Genomic DNA, 13,154 nt, shown 5'->3' with positions numbered 1-13,154 from the left:
ATTGGTGATACAAAGGCTGCAGAAATTCTCCGAGAAAAGGAAGACGAAATGTTTAACGTATGGACTTTGGGAGTGCCCGACAGAACAAGACGACGCGCTGGGCTGAGCGTATTGATTGCATTGGCTACGGCTGGTGCCGGTATCACCGGATTTGCACAACAGACGAAGCTGGTGAATGACAGCAGCAAGCCGGCCGAGGTCTATCTGCCGATTCCCGGGTTCGATACGACGTCGCTGGATACTTCAGCGGACCCCTGCGATGACTTCTACAAGTTTGCATGCGGGAAGTTTGCGGCGAACCATCCGATTCCTGCAGATCAAGCGGGCGTGGATCAGTTTTATGCGCTGTATAACGTCAACACTCAGTCGTTGAATGGAATTTTGAATAAAGCGGCTGCTGGTGGGGCGGGGCGGTCGCCGGATGAGCAGAAGATCGGCGACTACTACAAGGCGTGTATGGATACGGACGTAATCGAAGCCAAAGGCATCGCACCGATTGAGCCTCTGCTGAGTGAGATTGATGCCGTGAAGAGCAAAGCTGAGCTGCCAGCGTTGGTTGGGAAGCTCCAGCGGATAAGCGTGAATGCGTTCTTCGAGTATAGCGAGCAGCAGGACTTCAAAGACGCCACGAAGCAGATTGCAGTTGTGGGACAGGGCGGCCTTGGATTGCCAGAGAAGGATTACTACCTGCGTACGGGAGCGAAGGACGTTGAGCTGCGAGAGCAGTATGTGGCGCATGTGGCGAAGATGCTGGAGCTGGCAGGAAGTTCGCCGGCGAAGGCGAAGAAGGATGCGCAAGCGATTATGACGTTCGAGACATCGCTGGCCAAGGCTTCGATGGGCGTTACCGAGATGCGGGATCCGGAGAAGATCTATCATCTGCAGCCGATTGCGACCTTCGAGGCCACGATGCCGGGTTTCAAGTTCGGAGAATTTGAGAGTGCGTTGCATTCGCCGAAGGTCAGCGAGATCAACAATTCAACGCCGGATTTCTTTCCTGCATTGATGAAGGAGATTGATGCGACGAATCTGGAGACGCTGAAGGCTTACCTCCGGTACCAGGTGCTGACGAGTTATGCGAATAGACTGCCGAAGAGGTTCGATGCGGAGAACTTTGATTTTTACGGGCGCAAGCTGAATGGACAGCCGGAACAGGCGGCGCGTTGGAAGCGCTGCTCAAACTCGGTGAATGGCGCGCTGGGCGAGGCTTTGGGCAAGGTGTATGTGGAGCAGTATTTCGCTGGAGATAGCAAAGCGAAGATGGTAGAGATGGTTGCCGACATTGAAGCGGCTATGGGACAGGATATCGACCAACTCGAGTGGATGTCGGCTGTGACGAAGACTCGTGCGAAGGAAAAGCTGCACGAAGTTACCAATAAGATTGGATATCCGGATAAGTGGCGGGACTACTCCAAGCTTGAGGTCAAGCCGGATGATGCGCTGGGGAATACGCAGCGAGCGGACGCATTTGAGAATGACCGGCAATTGGCGAAGATCGGGCAGCCAGTGAATATCATGGAGTGGGATCTAACGCCTCCGACGGTGAATGCGAACTACGATCCAAGCATGAATACGATCAACTTTCCTGCTGGAATTCTGCAGCCTTCGTTCTACGATCCGAAGCAGGATGATGCGACGAACTATGGGCATATCGGCGCGGTGATTGGGCATGAGCTGACTCATGGTTTCGATGATGAGGGGAAGAAGTTCGACGGCAAGGGAAACTTGAACGACTGGTGGACGGCGGAGGATACGAAGAACTTCGTGGCTCGGACTGACTGCCTGGAGAATGAGTATGGCAGCTTCGTCGCCGTTGATGATGTGAAGGTGAATGGCAAGCTGACGTTGGGCGAGAACACTGCGGACAATGGTGGTTTGCTGCTGGCGTATATGGCTTATCTCGATCGCGCGAAGAAGGAAGGCGTGGATCTGGCGGCGAAGAAGGATGGATACACTGCGCCGCAGAGGTTCTATATCGGCTTTGCGCAGAACTGGTGCGAGAACTCGCGGCCGGAGCAGACGCGGACTCAGGTGTTGACCGATCCTCACTCGCCCGATCACTTCCGCGCGAATGGCGCGATTGTGAACCAGCCTGGGTTTGCAGCGGCGTTTGGCTGCAAGCAAGGGGCTCCGATGGTGCCGGTGAAGAGCTGCCGCGTCTGGTAAGCGCTTAGGTCGGAAGTGCTGCGGGAGGGAGGCTTCGGCTGTCTCTCCCGTTCGCTTTTTAAGTGTGCGAGAGTGGAAGGATGGCTGTTTTAGAGAAGAGACGGGCGTTGGGGTTCGGCGCTTGTGCGCTGGCTAGTTCGTTGTGGGGGTGCGGGTTTTTCTTCGGCAAGATTGCGCTCGCGGAGATGGGCTTCGCGCATATGGTGCTCTATCGTTTTCTGTTTGCGATGGTGGTGTTGTTGCCGTTGCTGGTGACGCATCGTCCGGGATTGGATCGCCGGGAGTGGGGGTTGCTGGTGGTTGCTTCGTTTATGGGGGTGCCGCTGCAGTTTCTGATTCAGTTTTATGCGCTGTCGATTACGACGGTGAGTCATGCTGCGTTGATGGTGGGGACGATGCCGGTGATTCTTGCGGTGGGGGCGGCGGTGTTTGCGCACGAGCGGATGGATTGGGTCGGGTGGGCGGCGCTGGCGGGGTCGACTTGCGGAGCGGCGTTGATTGCGCTCGGTGGTGGCGCGCATGCGATGGGTGGAGCGACGCTGGCGGGAGATTCGCTGGTCGTGGTTTCGTTGATGATCGCGTTGTTCTGGATTCTTTTGAATAAGCAGTTGATGGGACGGCACTCGCATGTTGTGGTGACGGCGTATGGGTTGCTGCTGGGGACGCTGATGCTGATGGTTTGGGTGCCGGTGCGGTATGGGATGCCGCCAGTGGCGGGGGTGTCGGTAAAGGCCTGGCTGGCGCTGGCGGGGAGTGGGGTGCTTTGTACGGCTACGACTACGCTGCTGTGGAACTGGGGGATGACGCAGGTGCCGGCGTCGCAGGCCGGGGTTTTGCTGAATATGGAGCCTTTGATTGGAAGCCTGCTTGGGGTGATGGTGTTGGGGGAGCGGTTGGGGCCTAGCGCGTGGGTCGGGGGCGGGTTGATTCTTGCTTCGGCGGTTACGTTGACGACGCGGTCGAAGACGAGGGTGCGCGAGGATATGGCGCTGACTGGTTGAGCGCATTGCGGCGCTAGTTGATGGTGGTGATTGACTCGTGGGTCAGGTTTGCGGACTCGAGTTTTTTTGTGGTGTGTCTCCAGATGAGGGTGAGGGTGATGCCCGCAACCATGAGGCCGACGCAGAGTCCCATCCAGAGGCCGACGGCTCCGTAGTGAAGATGGAAGCCGAAGAGGTAGCCGATGGGAAGGCCGATGATCCAGTAGCCGACGATGTGGACGACGAGGCCTGCGTGAGTGTTGCCGGCGCCACGGAGAGAGCCGGTGGCGGTGATCTGGAGACCGTCAAAGAACTGAAAGATTGCTGCGACGAGGAGTAGGGGGATGGCGGCGGTGATGACGCCGCTGTCTGTGGTGAAGCTGCTGGCGATGGCTCGGGGAAAGAGCAGCAGGACGGCGGAGAAGCAGGCCATGACGCAGGCGCCGAGGAGGATTGCGGCCCAGCCGGCGGAGGCGGCTTCGGCGGGTGCTTTGCGGCCGATGCCCTGCCCTACTCGCACTGCTGCGGCGGCGGAGATGGCGAAGGGAACCATGAAGGTGAAGCTGGCGCAGACGAGTGCGATCTCGTGTCCGGCGAGCGGAAGCCGGCCCATGAAGCCGATGAGGAAGGTGACTGTTGCGAAGATGGAGATTTCGACAAAGATCTGAGCGCCGGCGGGGGCTCCGAGGAGGGCTAGACGACGGATGCGGTGGGGTTCGAAGTGGCGGGACATGCTGCGAAGGCCGTAGCGGTGGCGGCGCTCGATACGCCAGAGAGAAATGACCATGAAGAGCGCAAGGTAGCAGCGGGAGAAGGAGGTGGCGAGGCCGGAGCCGGTGACTCCAAGGGCCGGGATGTGGATACTGCCCCAGGAGTGGCCGTAGATGAGGAGCCAGTTGCCGCAGACGTTGATGAGGTTTGCTGTCACCAGGGCGACGGCGATGGGACGGACGTGGTTAAAGGCCTGGAGGTAGCGGCGGAGAGTGAAGTAGAGGAAGAGTGCCGGTGTGCCGTAGTTGAGAGCGCCGAGGAAGGAGACCGAGCCGGTGAGGACGGCGTGGTCGATGGGCAGGCGCATCATGAGGACGGGGGCGCAGAAGATGATGAGGATGAGGGTGAGGGCGAGGCCGCCAGCGAGGATGAGGCCGTGGAGGAGCCAGCGGTTGGCCTCGTCGAAGCGGCCGGCACCATGGGACTGGGAGAGGTAGGTGTCGAGGCCGAGGAGAATGCCGGCGATGCCGAAGGCGATGGTGTTATAGAGGACTTGGCCAAGGGCGGCGGAGGAGATGGCGAGGGCGGGATTTGCCATGTGTCCGACCATGACGGTGTCGACGATGCCCATGGACATCCAGCCGAGTTCGGCGAGGATGAGCGGGAGGGCGAGCGTGAGCACGGGCCGAATTTGCTGGCGGATAGACATTTTGTTCTGAGACCCCTCCCCCTCCCCCCTTGCGGGGTATTTTGCACGTAAGCTGTTTGCTATCTACAGGATAGACGGGTATACCGTCTGCAAAATATTCATTGCAAAGCAGTTACGCCTAAAATACTTGTTTTGTGCAGGTTACTTGGGCCCTGAATGCTCTCGCAAAAACGGAGACCCCGGTTGTGTGCCGGGGTCCTGTTTACGTCTGATATCAGTATAGCTGGTTGAGAGAAACTCATGCGCCATGGGAATGTGCCCGTTTGGCGCGGAGATTCACGATTTCGGGGGTTGACAGGTTTTGGGTTGGAAAGGTTCCGGGCAAGGAAAAGCCGTCCCTCCCGAGGACGGCCCTTCTTACCGTACCTGGAAAAATCGTCGGCGGAAGATGACTCTTGCGCTATGGCGATTGGATTGCTTTCTGACTGGGTGCAATCAGTAGACCAATTCATCCTTTGTCGTTTTTCCAGTAGTTTCAGTGAATTCACATTGAGCGGTAACAATTGGTGTGAGTTATGTTGCAGTGAAAGTGGAAAGAGATTTTCCTGCTACCGTGAGCCTTACGCTTCGCGTCTGTCTGAGAGAGTTTCTCAGAGATTGACGTATCCCCATCGGTGATTACGCAACTGCGGCCCCCCCAGTCTTTTCAAATTTTCGACGAGAGAGAACGCTATGCGCGCCTATGTGGTCGAACGTCCTGAAGCAGGTTTTACGCAGGTTGATCTTCCCTGCCCTGTTCCCTCCGCAGGTCAGGTATTGGTGCGGGTGCATGCGAGTTGCGTGAATCCGCTGGACACGAAGATTCGTGCGGGGAAGGCGCCTCATGCAAAACAGCCTCTGCCTGCGGTGTTGGGGCTTGATATGGCGGGTGTGGTGGAAGAGGTGGGTTCGGGGGTGCGGTCGTTTCGCCCAGGCGATGAGGTGTATGGCATGGTGGGCGGCGTGGGTGGGCTGCAGGGGACTCTGGCTGAGTTCGTGGTTGCGAACGCTGATCTGATTGCGTTGAAGCCGACGTCGCTTTCGATGCGCGAGGCTGCGGCGCTGCCGTTGATCACGATTACGGCGTGGGAGGGATTGGTCGATCATGCGAAGGTGCATGGGGGGCAGAAGGTGCTGGTGCATGCGGGCGCGGGCGGAGTGGGACATGTGGCGGTGCAGCTTGCAAAGGCACTTGGTGCGGAGGTGTTCGCTACGGTCTCTGCGGAGAAGCGGCAGGTCGTAGAGGAGTTCGGCGCTACGGCCATTGACTACCGTGCGCTTTCGACGGAGCAGTATGTGGAGATGCATACGGGAGGCGAGGGCTTCGATGTGGTGTACGACACGGTGGGAGGCGCGACGATTGATGCTTCGTTCGTTGCGGTGAAGCGGTATACGGGCCATGTGGTGAGTTGCCTGGGATGGAGCACGCACTCGCTGGCTCCGCTTTCGTTTCGCAGCGCGACGTACTCGGGAGTGTTCACGCTGACGCCGCTACTGACAGGGCTGGGGGAGGCGCATCATGGTGAGATTCTCAGCGAGGCGGCTGCGCTGGCAGAGGGCGATAAGCTGAGGCCTTTGATGAACGAGCGACGGTTTACCGCGGCGAATCTTGATGACGCATATGCGTTGGTGGAGTTGGGGGCTGAGGGCAAAGTGGTGGTTGAGCTGTAGGTCATTGTGAGCGTCCGAGAGTGTGTGTGACGTTGCTTGGGGAGGGTGAGGCGTTTGCAGGATTTACATGACTGTAATCTGAGGCTGAGGAGGCTTGCCTACACTTTCAACTATGCTTGATCAACCTTTGACTCATAGTTTTACGCCCGGCAAGAGGGAGGGGACGACGATCCTGAAGCTCGTTGGACCGCTGACCCTGTCTTCGATCTTCGGGTTTCAGAACGAGTTTCGCAGCCATACGCCGCAGGTGATGATTGTGGATTTGAGCGAGAGTCCATATATGGATTCGGCTGGGCTGGGACTGCTGATGAACTACTATGTGTCGGCTGAGAGCCATGGGCGGAAGCTGCTGCTGGCGGGAACGAATCAGCGGATCGATTCGCTGCTGGAGATGACGAAGGTGCACAAGGTTTTGAAGACCTTCCCCAGTGTCGAAGCGGCTGAGGCGAGTTTCTAGGAACGGCTCACCTCGCATCTTGATTTTGCGTGGAAGCGCAAAGCGTGTCGACTTATTTGAGCGGGACGGGTTGCATCTGGGGCTTCTTCCATGTGCCGTTGAGGACTGCTTCTCCGGGCATGTAGACGCGGTAGATGGCGTAAAAGGGGCCGTCGGGCGCGGGGAGCCAGTTGGATTCCTTGTCTTTGCCGGGGGAGTTCTTCTGGATGTAGAAGGTGAGTGATCCGTCGGGGGCGTACTTGTAGGACTTGAGCGTGGTGGAGTTGAGCAGGTAGCGCTTGAGCGGATTGACGACGAGGAACTGGGTCTTGCCGTCGTACATGGTGAGGGACCAGAAGGCGTGATTCTCGGGGATTGCTCCTTTGGCGAATGCGAGGGTGTAGTCGTTCTTTGAGGCGTCGAGGGGGTGGTGGTCGGCGTCGGCGAAGTAGCCGAAGTAGATGGCGTCGGCGCCGGAGTTGCCATAGAGACCTAGTTTGGCGCCGGCGAAGCGGTAGATGTAGTTGTTCTTGAGGAAGTCGCGGGTGCCAAACATGTCGGCGCTGGAGATCTCGTCGGCGTTGACTTTCTTGATGATGCCGTCGATGTCGGCGCTGGTTTCGGCGATGCCGTCGTTGATGGCCTGTTGAGTGGGCGGGGTGAAGGTAGCGATGTCGAAGGTTTTGCCCGCGCCGATGTTGAGTTTGGCGAAGCGCGCCATGAGGTCGGTTTCAGAGGGGTCGGTGGGGCAGAACTGGAGGAGGAAGTTGACGTAGGGGAAGATGGCGGGGGATGGAGTGGTGATGAGGTCTGGGGTGGGCTTGGGCCAGTTGACGGCTGGGGCGGCCGGTGGCGCGGGCTTGTGGAGGAAGGTACTGAGGGGCACGGCGTGATAGCCGGACTGGATTTTGCGGACGTTTACGATGTCGGCGGGGTTGAAGAGCTGGGTGCGGATGAGGAGATAGGCGAACTGGGTCTGGGCGTGGAGGACGGCTTTGATGCCGGGGGGAGTTCCGCCGTTCCAGTTGGGGCCGGCGATGAGGAAGTTGCCGCCGTCGTTGCCGTAGCTGCGGGTTCCGAGATAGGCGAAGTTGAAGGTGTAGAGATCGACTAGCTGGCCGGTGTTGTAACGGTTCTTCTCGATCTTCGGCATGGTGATGACGATGGGCTCGGAGCGGAGGTCCATCCAGAGGTAGGAGTAGGGGGTGTCGGAGTTGGGGGTGACGACGAACTTGTCTTCTGGGGTGGCTACGTTGCTGGAGTTGGCGAGGGTGTTGAAGGGGGCGCGGTAGTCGCGGCCGGTGGTGTCAATGGCCTGCTTGTACATGGTCAGGTAGTTGGCGGCCATAGGGAAGCCGTAGATGTAAGCTTCTTTGGCGATGGCGCGGGCGTCGGGTGGAATGGGGCCTGCGGCGTTGTCGCCGGGCTTGGTATTGCAGCCTTCGGTGACGATCAACGCGGCAAGAATTATTGCCTGGGACAGAACGCGCAGCTTCGGAACGAACATTGGTGCCCCCTTTTTCAACCTGGAACAGCGCCTCGTGCTGGCTGGGAGAGGATAGCACCCGGGCGACCAGGTCAAAGTGAAGACTGTTGGTTCCTGGTCGCTATTGGGGGGTCGCTATTGGGGGGTGATGATGCCGCCTACGGGCATGCTCTTGGGGAGAGTGCCGGGGCGCTTGAGGTGCATGGCTTCGGCGGTCATGTCGGTGTACTTGAGGCCGGCACCAGTGTTGAAGAGGACGACCTTGTCGGTGGGCTTGAGGTCGCCTGTGGCGATGAGGGCGTCGTAGGCTGCGGTGGCTGTGGCGCCTTCGGGGGAGAGGAAGATGCCTTCGTGTTTGGCGTAGTCGAGGATGCTGGCGAGGATCTCTTCGTCAGAGAAGGCGAGAGCTTTGCCACCGGATTGGCGGACGATGTCGAGGATGATGGCGTCGCCGTAGGGCTTGGGGACGCGGAGGCCGGCGGCGAAGGTGGCGGCGTTCTGGAAGAACTCGCTGGCGGGCTTGCCTTCTTCGAAGGCTTTGGCTACGGGGGCGCAACCGGAGGCCTGGAGCGCGTACATCTTGGGGCGTTTTCCGGTTACCCAGCCTAGCTGCTCCATCTCTTCGAAGGCCTTCCACATGCCGATGAGGCCTACGCCGCCACCGGTGGGATAGAAGACTGCGTCGGGGTACTGCCAGCCGAGTTGCTCGACCAGTTCGTAGCCCATGGTCTTCTTGCCTTCGACGCGGAAGGGCTCTTTGAGGGTGGAGATGTCGAACCAGACTTCACTGGTGGGGGTGTTGGCTTCGCGCTGGGCTTTGATGTTTTCGGCGACCATGCGGGCACAGTCGGAGATGAGGCCGTCGACCATGGTGACGTTCGCGCCGTAGACGATGCCTTCTACGTAGTTGGCGAAGGGAACGTCTTGCGGCATGAAGATGTGGGCCTTGATGCCGGCGGCGGCGGCGTAGGCGGCGAGGGCTCCGGCGGCGTTGCCTGCGGAGGGGACGGCGAGATGCTGGAGGCCGTAGTGCCTGGCCATTGTGACGGCGAGGCCGAGGCCGCGAGCTTTGAAGGTGCCGGTGGGGTTCGCACCTTCTTCCTTGATATAGAGGCCGGGGTAGCGCTTGCTGTGAAGCATGGGCGTCCAGCCTTCGCCGAGGGTGACTGGTGTTACATCTGGCAGGACACTGCAGTAGCGCCACATGCCGAGGCTCGTGGGAGAGGCTGCGGCGCGGGCGGCGATGTCTTCACGCTTCGCGGTCTGGCGGAGCTTGTCCATGTCGTAACGGACGTAGAGGGAGCCGGCGCAAAGGGGGCAGAGAGTTTGAGGGGTTTCGGCGGAGACGTGATGGTGGCAACGAGCGCACTCGAGCGAAGCAATAACGGCCATATATTAGATGCTACCGTAAAACCCTTCTGGGTGGCCTTCCGGCCGGGATCGCTGCGCGCGACGCGGTCACTTCGTGACGGGTATACCCTTCGGTTGACGCTCCCGTTGGTCGCGAGGAAGATGGTTGCGCCGACCATCGGGAGGGTCCGGGCGAAGCCGGTATACATGTCACGAAGTGACCGCTGCCCGCGTAGGGCGCATTCGTCAGTGTCGTTTGAGCCAGCGGCGGGACGAAAAGTCCATGAAGATGCTGGCCGCCAGGAGCGCAACGCTGATGGCGAAGGCGCTAATGACCCAGTTGAGCTCCATGCGGCCCTTCAGCATGAACCTGTCGAGCAGGGCCAGGACGAGAACCAGAACCGCCGCTTCGGCAAAGAAGGAAGAACAGCGTGGGGCAGCGATGGCGATGAAGTCGAAGAGCGGAGAGGATTTCGCCAGAGGCGGAGCTCCGCCGCCAGGAGGAACCAACGCAATTCGATTGGAGGATTGGGAGGTAGAAGCTGGAATTTGCTGCGGTGAAACGCTCCCAAGGGAGGTTAGTACATTTTTGTGAAACATAAACAAGCCTTTGTGGTGCCTGTTACCAGTGTGGCTCATGGGCCCGTGAATGTCACGTGAATTTCTCGTAAATTGCAGATATTGAATGCTTTATGGATACTTATACGTGAAAGATGAGAGAATATGCAGGGAAATTGAGGTGGGCATGCGTTTAATCGCAGTAGATATGGACGGAACGCTGGTGGGGCCGGATGGGCGAGTGAGCGAACGGAATCTGGCCGCGATGAAGTCGGCGGAGCGAGCGGGGATGACGGTGGTGGTGGCTACCGGGCGACGGCACCCTTACGCTATGCGGGTTTTGCGGGGGTTGGGGCTACGCGAGGAGGATGCTCTGATCAGCTCGAATGGGACGGTTACGCGGACGATTGGGGCAAAGTTGCTGGACAGGACGTTGCTGCCGGTGGAGACGGCGCGGCGGCTGTGTGGGCATGTGGAGGAGTTTCGCAATGCGCTGGTGGTGACCTTCGATAAGGTGACCGACGATGGGGAAGATGTGCCTGGGGCGCTCGTGGTGGAGCATCTGGCGGAGCTGAGCGCCAGTATTAGCAGATGGGTGGCGGCGAATGAGCCTTACATCAAATGCGTAGTGCCGATTGAAGATGCGCTGGAGGGGGAGGCGCCGATCTCGATGTTGCTGTGTGGAACGATAGAGCGGATGCGGAGGGCGGAGGCTAGGCTGCTGGAGCATCCGGGAGTGTCGGCTGTCGGAGTGTCGCCGTTGCGGAAGGATGAGGTGCGGCGGTTGGAGAATATTGGGTTGACCAGAGGCGGGATTACGCCGCAGGAGCGGGCCGCGGTGGCGGAGGCCGCGTTGCACCGGACGGAGTACCCGGAGCGGGATTTGAGCATGGTGGATATTTTGCCGGCGGGGTGCAGTAAGGGGTCGGCGCTGCTGCGGCTGGCAGAGACGCGAGGGGTGAAGGCGGAGGAGATTCTGGCGATTGGGGATAACTGGAATGATGTTTCGATGCTGGAAGTTGCGGGGCAGGCGGTGTTGATGGGGAACGCTCCGGAGGATCTGAAGGCTTTGGCCGGGGATAGGGGGTGGAGGATGGGACGGCGGCATGATGAGGATGGAGTGGCGGAGGTGATTGAGAGGGTGTTGGGAGTGGGGCTTCGATGACCCGATCGGGGGAGTTCAAAGTTGGGTCGATGGTGGGTTGGGGTGGTAGGCTTTGAAGGTGGCAATGTGGATTAAAGCGTTTGTGTTGAGCACGGTGATCGCGGCGGTGTGCCCGTTGGCGCGTGCGGCGGAGCACGTGACGCTGAAGAATGGATTTGAACTGGATTGCGTACGGCGAGAGGCGGTTGGGGATAAGGTTCGTCTCTATTTTCCGGAAAAAGCTGGGGCTGCCGCGGGTTCGAACTACATGGATGTTGCGGCGGAGTCGGTGGTTCGGGTGGAGACGGTTGCGGATCTGCCGGAGCCGGTGGCAGAGGTGAAGACGCCGTCTGCTGTGACGCTGATGCCCGCGCCTACGAAAGAAGAGATGCATGAGATGTTGGCGCATGCGGGTGCGGCGCACAACATCGACGAGGATTTGCTGGCGAGCGTGGTGAGGGCAGAGAGTGGTGGGCAGGTAAGAGCAGTTTCGCGGACAGGCGCGCAGGGGCTGATGCAACTGATGCCTGGCACGGCGAGTGCGATGGGCGTGGAAGATGCGTTTCGACCGGAGCAGAATATCTCGGGCGGGACGGCGTATTTGGATTTAATGCTGACGCGCTATCACGACAATGTGGCGCTGGCGCTGGCGGCTTATAACGCCGGGCCGGGCGCGGTGGATAAGTATCACGGGATGCCTCCGTATCGCGAGACCCGGTCGTATGTGGCGCGGGTGATTCGCGAGTTTAATCGTCGGAAGCAGATGGCGATGGTTGCCCAGGCACGATAAGACAACACCAGCTACGGATCAAGAGAGAGATGGATGACCAAGCGTAACGCAGTGGTGTGGGGAGTTGGCGCGGTTGCGCTGGTGGTGCTGGTGTGGCTGTTTCGGACGAAGGTGCAGTTTGATTGGGCCAACTTCTGGCAGCAGCTTCGGTATGTGAGCGTGGGGCACATCGTGGCCGGAATTGTGCTGATTTACGTTACGTATTTTTTTCGTGCTGTTCGGTGGTCGGTGTTTTTGTCACCGACAAAGAAGGTTCCGGCTACTTCCCTGCTGGGGTCGCAGTTCATTGGGTTTACGGCGGTGGCGTTATTTGGACGCCTGGCGGATCTGACACGGCCGTTTTTGGTGTCTCGGCGAATTAATCTTCCTTTGAGTTCTCAGGTGGCGGTGTACACGATTGAACGCATGTTCGATCTTGGGTCGGCGGCGTTGATTTTTTCAAGTGCGCTTGCTTTTACTCCAAAGGGGCTGCCACATCATGAAGTGTTTGTTCGAGCAGGCGCTGTCAGTATGGGTTTGACGCTTACGATTGCGATCTTCGCGGCCTTGGTTCGAGTGTCTGGCGCCGCGGTGGCAGCATTTGCACGGAAGACCGTGGGACTTGTTTCGAAACCAGCCGCGGAGAGTATAGCCACAAAAATTATTGGATTCCGAGATGGATTGAATGCGCTGTCGTCAGCACGCGATTTTGGGATTGTTACTGTTCTATCGCTGACCATGTGGGTGATGATCGGATTTGCTTACCTGCAGACAGCACATGCGTTTGTGCATACCCCTGAGTTGGCTGGAGTGACATTTTCACGGACGATGTTGCTGATGGCGGTGAGCATCGGCGGGTCCGCGCTACAGCCTCCCATCATTGGCTGGTTTACGCAGATTGCAATTACTGCGGCGGCGATGCATTCATTCTATGGCGCACCGATCGAAGCTGCTACGGCTTGCGGTGCTATGTTGCTAGTGGTCACGTCCCTTTGCATCATTCCTGCTGGGTTGATCTATTCGCGGGTGGAGCATGTGAGCTTGAAGAAAGTTGCGCAGGAGAGTGAAGCGGCTGGGGCAGCGGTGGTTGAAGGGGATTTGCGGTAAGGCCTTTGTCCTGCCGGACGGGCCCACTGCGCGTGGAGCGGTCACTTCGTGACTTATGTATCTTTTTCTGTGGCTAATGAATGGCTCC

11 protein-coding genes are annotated in these 13,154 nt (G+C 59.0%); 7 read left to right on the top strand and 4 right to left on the bottom strand.

Going from position 1 to position 13,154, the window contains the following annotated elements; all coding sequences use genetic code 11:
* Positions 1–48 precede the first annotated feature (48 nt).
* The gene (locus tag RBB77_RS07785) at positions 49–2,166 is read left to right on the top strand and encodes a M13 family metallopeptidase (RefSeq protein ID WP_353066185.1); all 2,118 of its coding nucleotides are present in this window, start codon (positions 49–51) and stop codon (positions 2,164–2,166) included.
* Positions 2,167–2,246: 80 nt separating this feature from the next.
* On the top strand, positions 2,247–3,167 hold the full coding sequence (locus RBB77_RS07780; RefSeq protein WP_353066183.1) for a DMT family transporter: 921 nt from the start codon (positions 2,247–2,249) through the stop codon (positions 3,165–3,167).
* Positions 3,168–3,180: 13 nt separating this feature from the next.
* On the opposite strand, the gene RBB77_RS07775 is transcribed toward RBB77_RS07780, so the two are convergent.
* Positions 3,181–4,566 carry an MATE family efflux transporter gene (locus RBB77_RS07775; protein ID WP_353066180.1) on the bottom strand — a complete coding sequence of 462 codons (1,386 nt, stop codon included), beginning with the start codon at positions 4,564–4,566 and terminating at the stop codon, positions 3,181–3,183.
* A 672-nt stretch (positions 4,567–5,238) separates the two neighbouring features.
* Between RBB77_RS07775 and RBB77_RS07770 the strand changes: the two genes are divergently transcribed.
* Together RBB77_RS07770 and RBB77_RS07765 are read left to right on the top strand one after the other, a co-directional pair.
* Positions 5,239–6,216 (top strand): zinc-dependent alcohol dehydrogenase family protein, encoded by a 978-nt coding sequence (locus tag RBB77_RS07770; RefSeq protein ID WP_353066178.1) that lies wholly within the window; start codon positions 5,239–5,241, stop codon positions 6,214–6,216.
* A gap of 94 nt (positions 6,217–6,310) precedes the next feature.
* On the top strand, positions 6,311–6,673 hold the full coding sequence (locus tag RBB77_RS07765; RefSeq protein ID WP_353066176.1) for an STAS domain-containing protein: 363 nt from the start codon (positions 6,311–6,313) through the stop codon (positions 6,671–6,673).
* A gap of 52 nt (positions 6,674–6,725) precedes the next feature.
* Here the strand turns inward: RBB77_RS07765 and RBB77_RS07760 are convergent, their stop codons facing one another.
* The 3 genes from RBB77_RS07760 to RBB77_RS07750 form a co-directional block, all read right to left on the bottom strand.
* On the bottom strand, positions 6,726–8,159 hold the full coding sequence (locus tag RBB77_RS07760) for a DUF1254 domain-containing protein (RefSeq protein WP_353066174.1): 1,434 nt from the start codon (positions 8,157–8,159) through the stop codon (positions 6,726–6,728).
* A gap of 114 nt (positions 8,160–8,273) precedes the next feature.
* A complete protein-coding gene (locus RBB77_RS07755; RefSeq protein ID WP_353066172.1) occupies positions 8,274–9,530 on the bottom strand; it encodes a threonine synthase in 1,257 nt (418 codons plus the stop codon).
* A 204-nt stretch (positions 9,531–9,734) separates the two neighbouring features.
* Positions 9,735–10,088, bottom strand: a complete 354-nt coding sequence (locus RBB77_RS07750) for a hypothetical protein (protein ID WP_353066170.1) — start codon at positions 10,086–10,088, stop codon at positions 9,735–9,737.
* A 145-nt stretch (positions 10,089–10,233) separates the two neighbouring features.
* On the opposite strand from RBB77_RS07750, the gene RBB77_RS07745 reads away from it, so the two are divergent.
* The 3 genes from RBB77_RS07745 (at position 10,234) to RBB77_RS07735 (ending at position 13,066) form a co-directional block, all read left to right on the top strand.
* Positions 10,234–11,211 carry an HAD family hydrolase gene (locus RBB77_RS07745; RefSeq protein ID WP_353066169.1) on the top strand — a complete coding sequence of 326 codons (978 nt, stop codon included), beginning with the start codon at positions 10,234–10,236 and terminating at the stop codon, positions 11,209–11,211.
* Between the two features lie 64 nt (positions 11,212–11,275).
* Entirely contained in the window at positions 11,276–11,980 is a 705-nt protein-coding gene (locus tag RBB77_RS07740; protein ID WP_353066166.1) for a lytic transglycosylase domain-containing protein, read from the top strand.
* Between the two features lie 33 nt (positions 11,981–12,013).
* Positions 12,014–13,066, top strand: a complete 1,053-nt coding sequence (locus tag RBB77_RS07735) for a lysylphosphatidylglycerol synthase transmembrane domain-containing protein (RefSeq protein ID WP_353066164.1) — start codon at positions 12,014–12,016, stop codon at positions 13,064–13,066.
* Positions 13,067–13,154 lie beyond the last annotated feature (88 nt).

Source organism: Tunturibacter psychrotolerans (assembly GCF_040359615.1).
Classification (GTDB): Bacteria; Acidobacteriota; Terriglobia; order Terriglobales; family Acidobacteriaceae; genus Edaphobacter; species Edaphobacter psychrotolerans.
The sequence above is the reverse complement of the archived record's forward strand: the minus strand, read 5'-3'. Positions and strand labels throughout refer to the sequence as shown.

Bases quoted from the DNA above. Each gene is read 5' to 3' on its own strand.
- RBB77_RS07770 (WP_353066178.1), top strand. From the start codon at position 5,239: ATGCGCGCCTATGTGGTCGAACGTCCTGAAGCAGGTTTTACGCAGGTT.
- RBB77_RS07775 (WP_353066180.1), bottom strand. From the start codon at position 4,566: ATGTCTATCCGCCAGCAAATTCGGCCCGTGCTCACGCTCGCCCTCCCG.
- RBB77_RS07750 (WP_353066170.1), bottom strand. From the start codon at position 10,088: ATGTTTCACAAAAATGTACTAACCTCCCTTGGGAGCGTTTCACCGCAG.
- RBB77_RS07785 (WP_353066185.1), top strand. From the start codon at position 49: ATGTTTAACGTATGGACTTTGGGAGTGCCCGACAGAACAAGACGACGC.
- RBB77_RS07760 (WP_353066174.1), bottom strand. From the start codon at position 8,159: ATGTTCGTTCCGAAGCTGCGCGTTCTGTCCCAGGCAATAATTCTTGCC.
- RBB77_RS07735 (WP_353066164.1), top strand. From the start codon at position 12,014: ATGACCAAGCGTAACGCAGTGGTGTGGGGAGTTGGCGCGGTTGCGCTG.
- RBB77_RS07780 (WP_353066183.1), top strand. From the start codon at position 2,247: ATGGCTGTTTTAGAGAAGAGACGGGCGTTGGGGTTCGGCGCTTGTGCG.
- RBB77_RS07745 (WP_353066169.1), top strand. From the start codon at position 10,234: ATGCGTTTAATCGCAGTAGATATGGACGGAACGCTGGTGGGGCCGGAT.
- RBB77_RS07755 (WP_353066172.1), bottom strand. From the start codon at position 9,530: ATGGCCGTTATTGCTTCGCTCGAGTGCGCTCGTTGCCACCATCACGTC.
- RBB77_RS07740 (WP_353066166.1), top strand. From the start codon at position 11,276: ATGTGGATTAAAGCGTTTGTGTTGAGCACGGTGATCGCGGCGGTGTGC.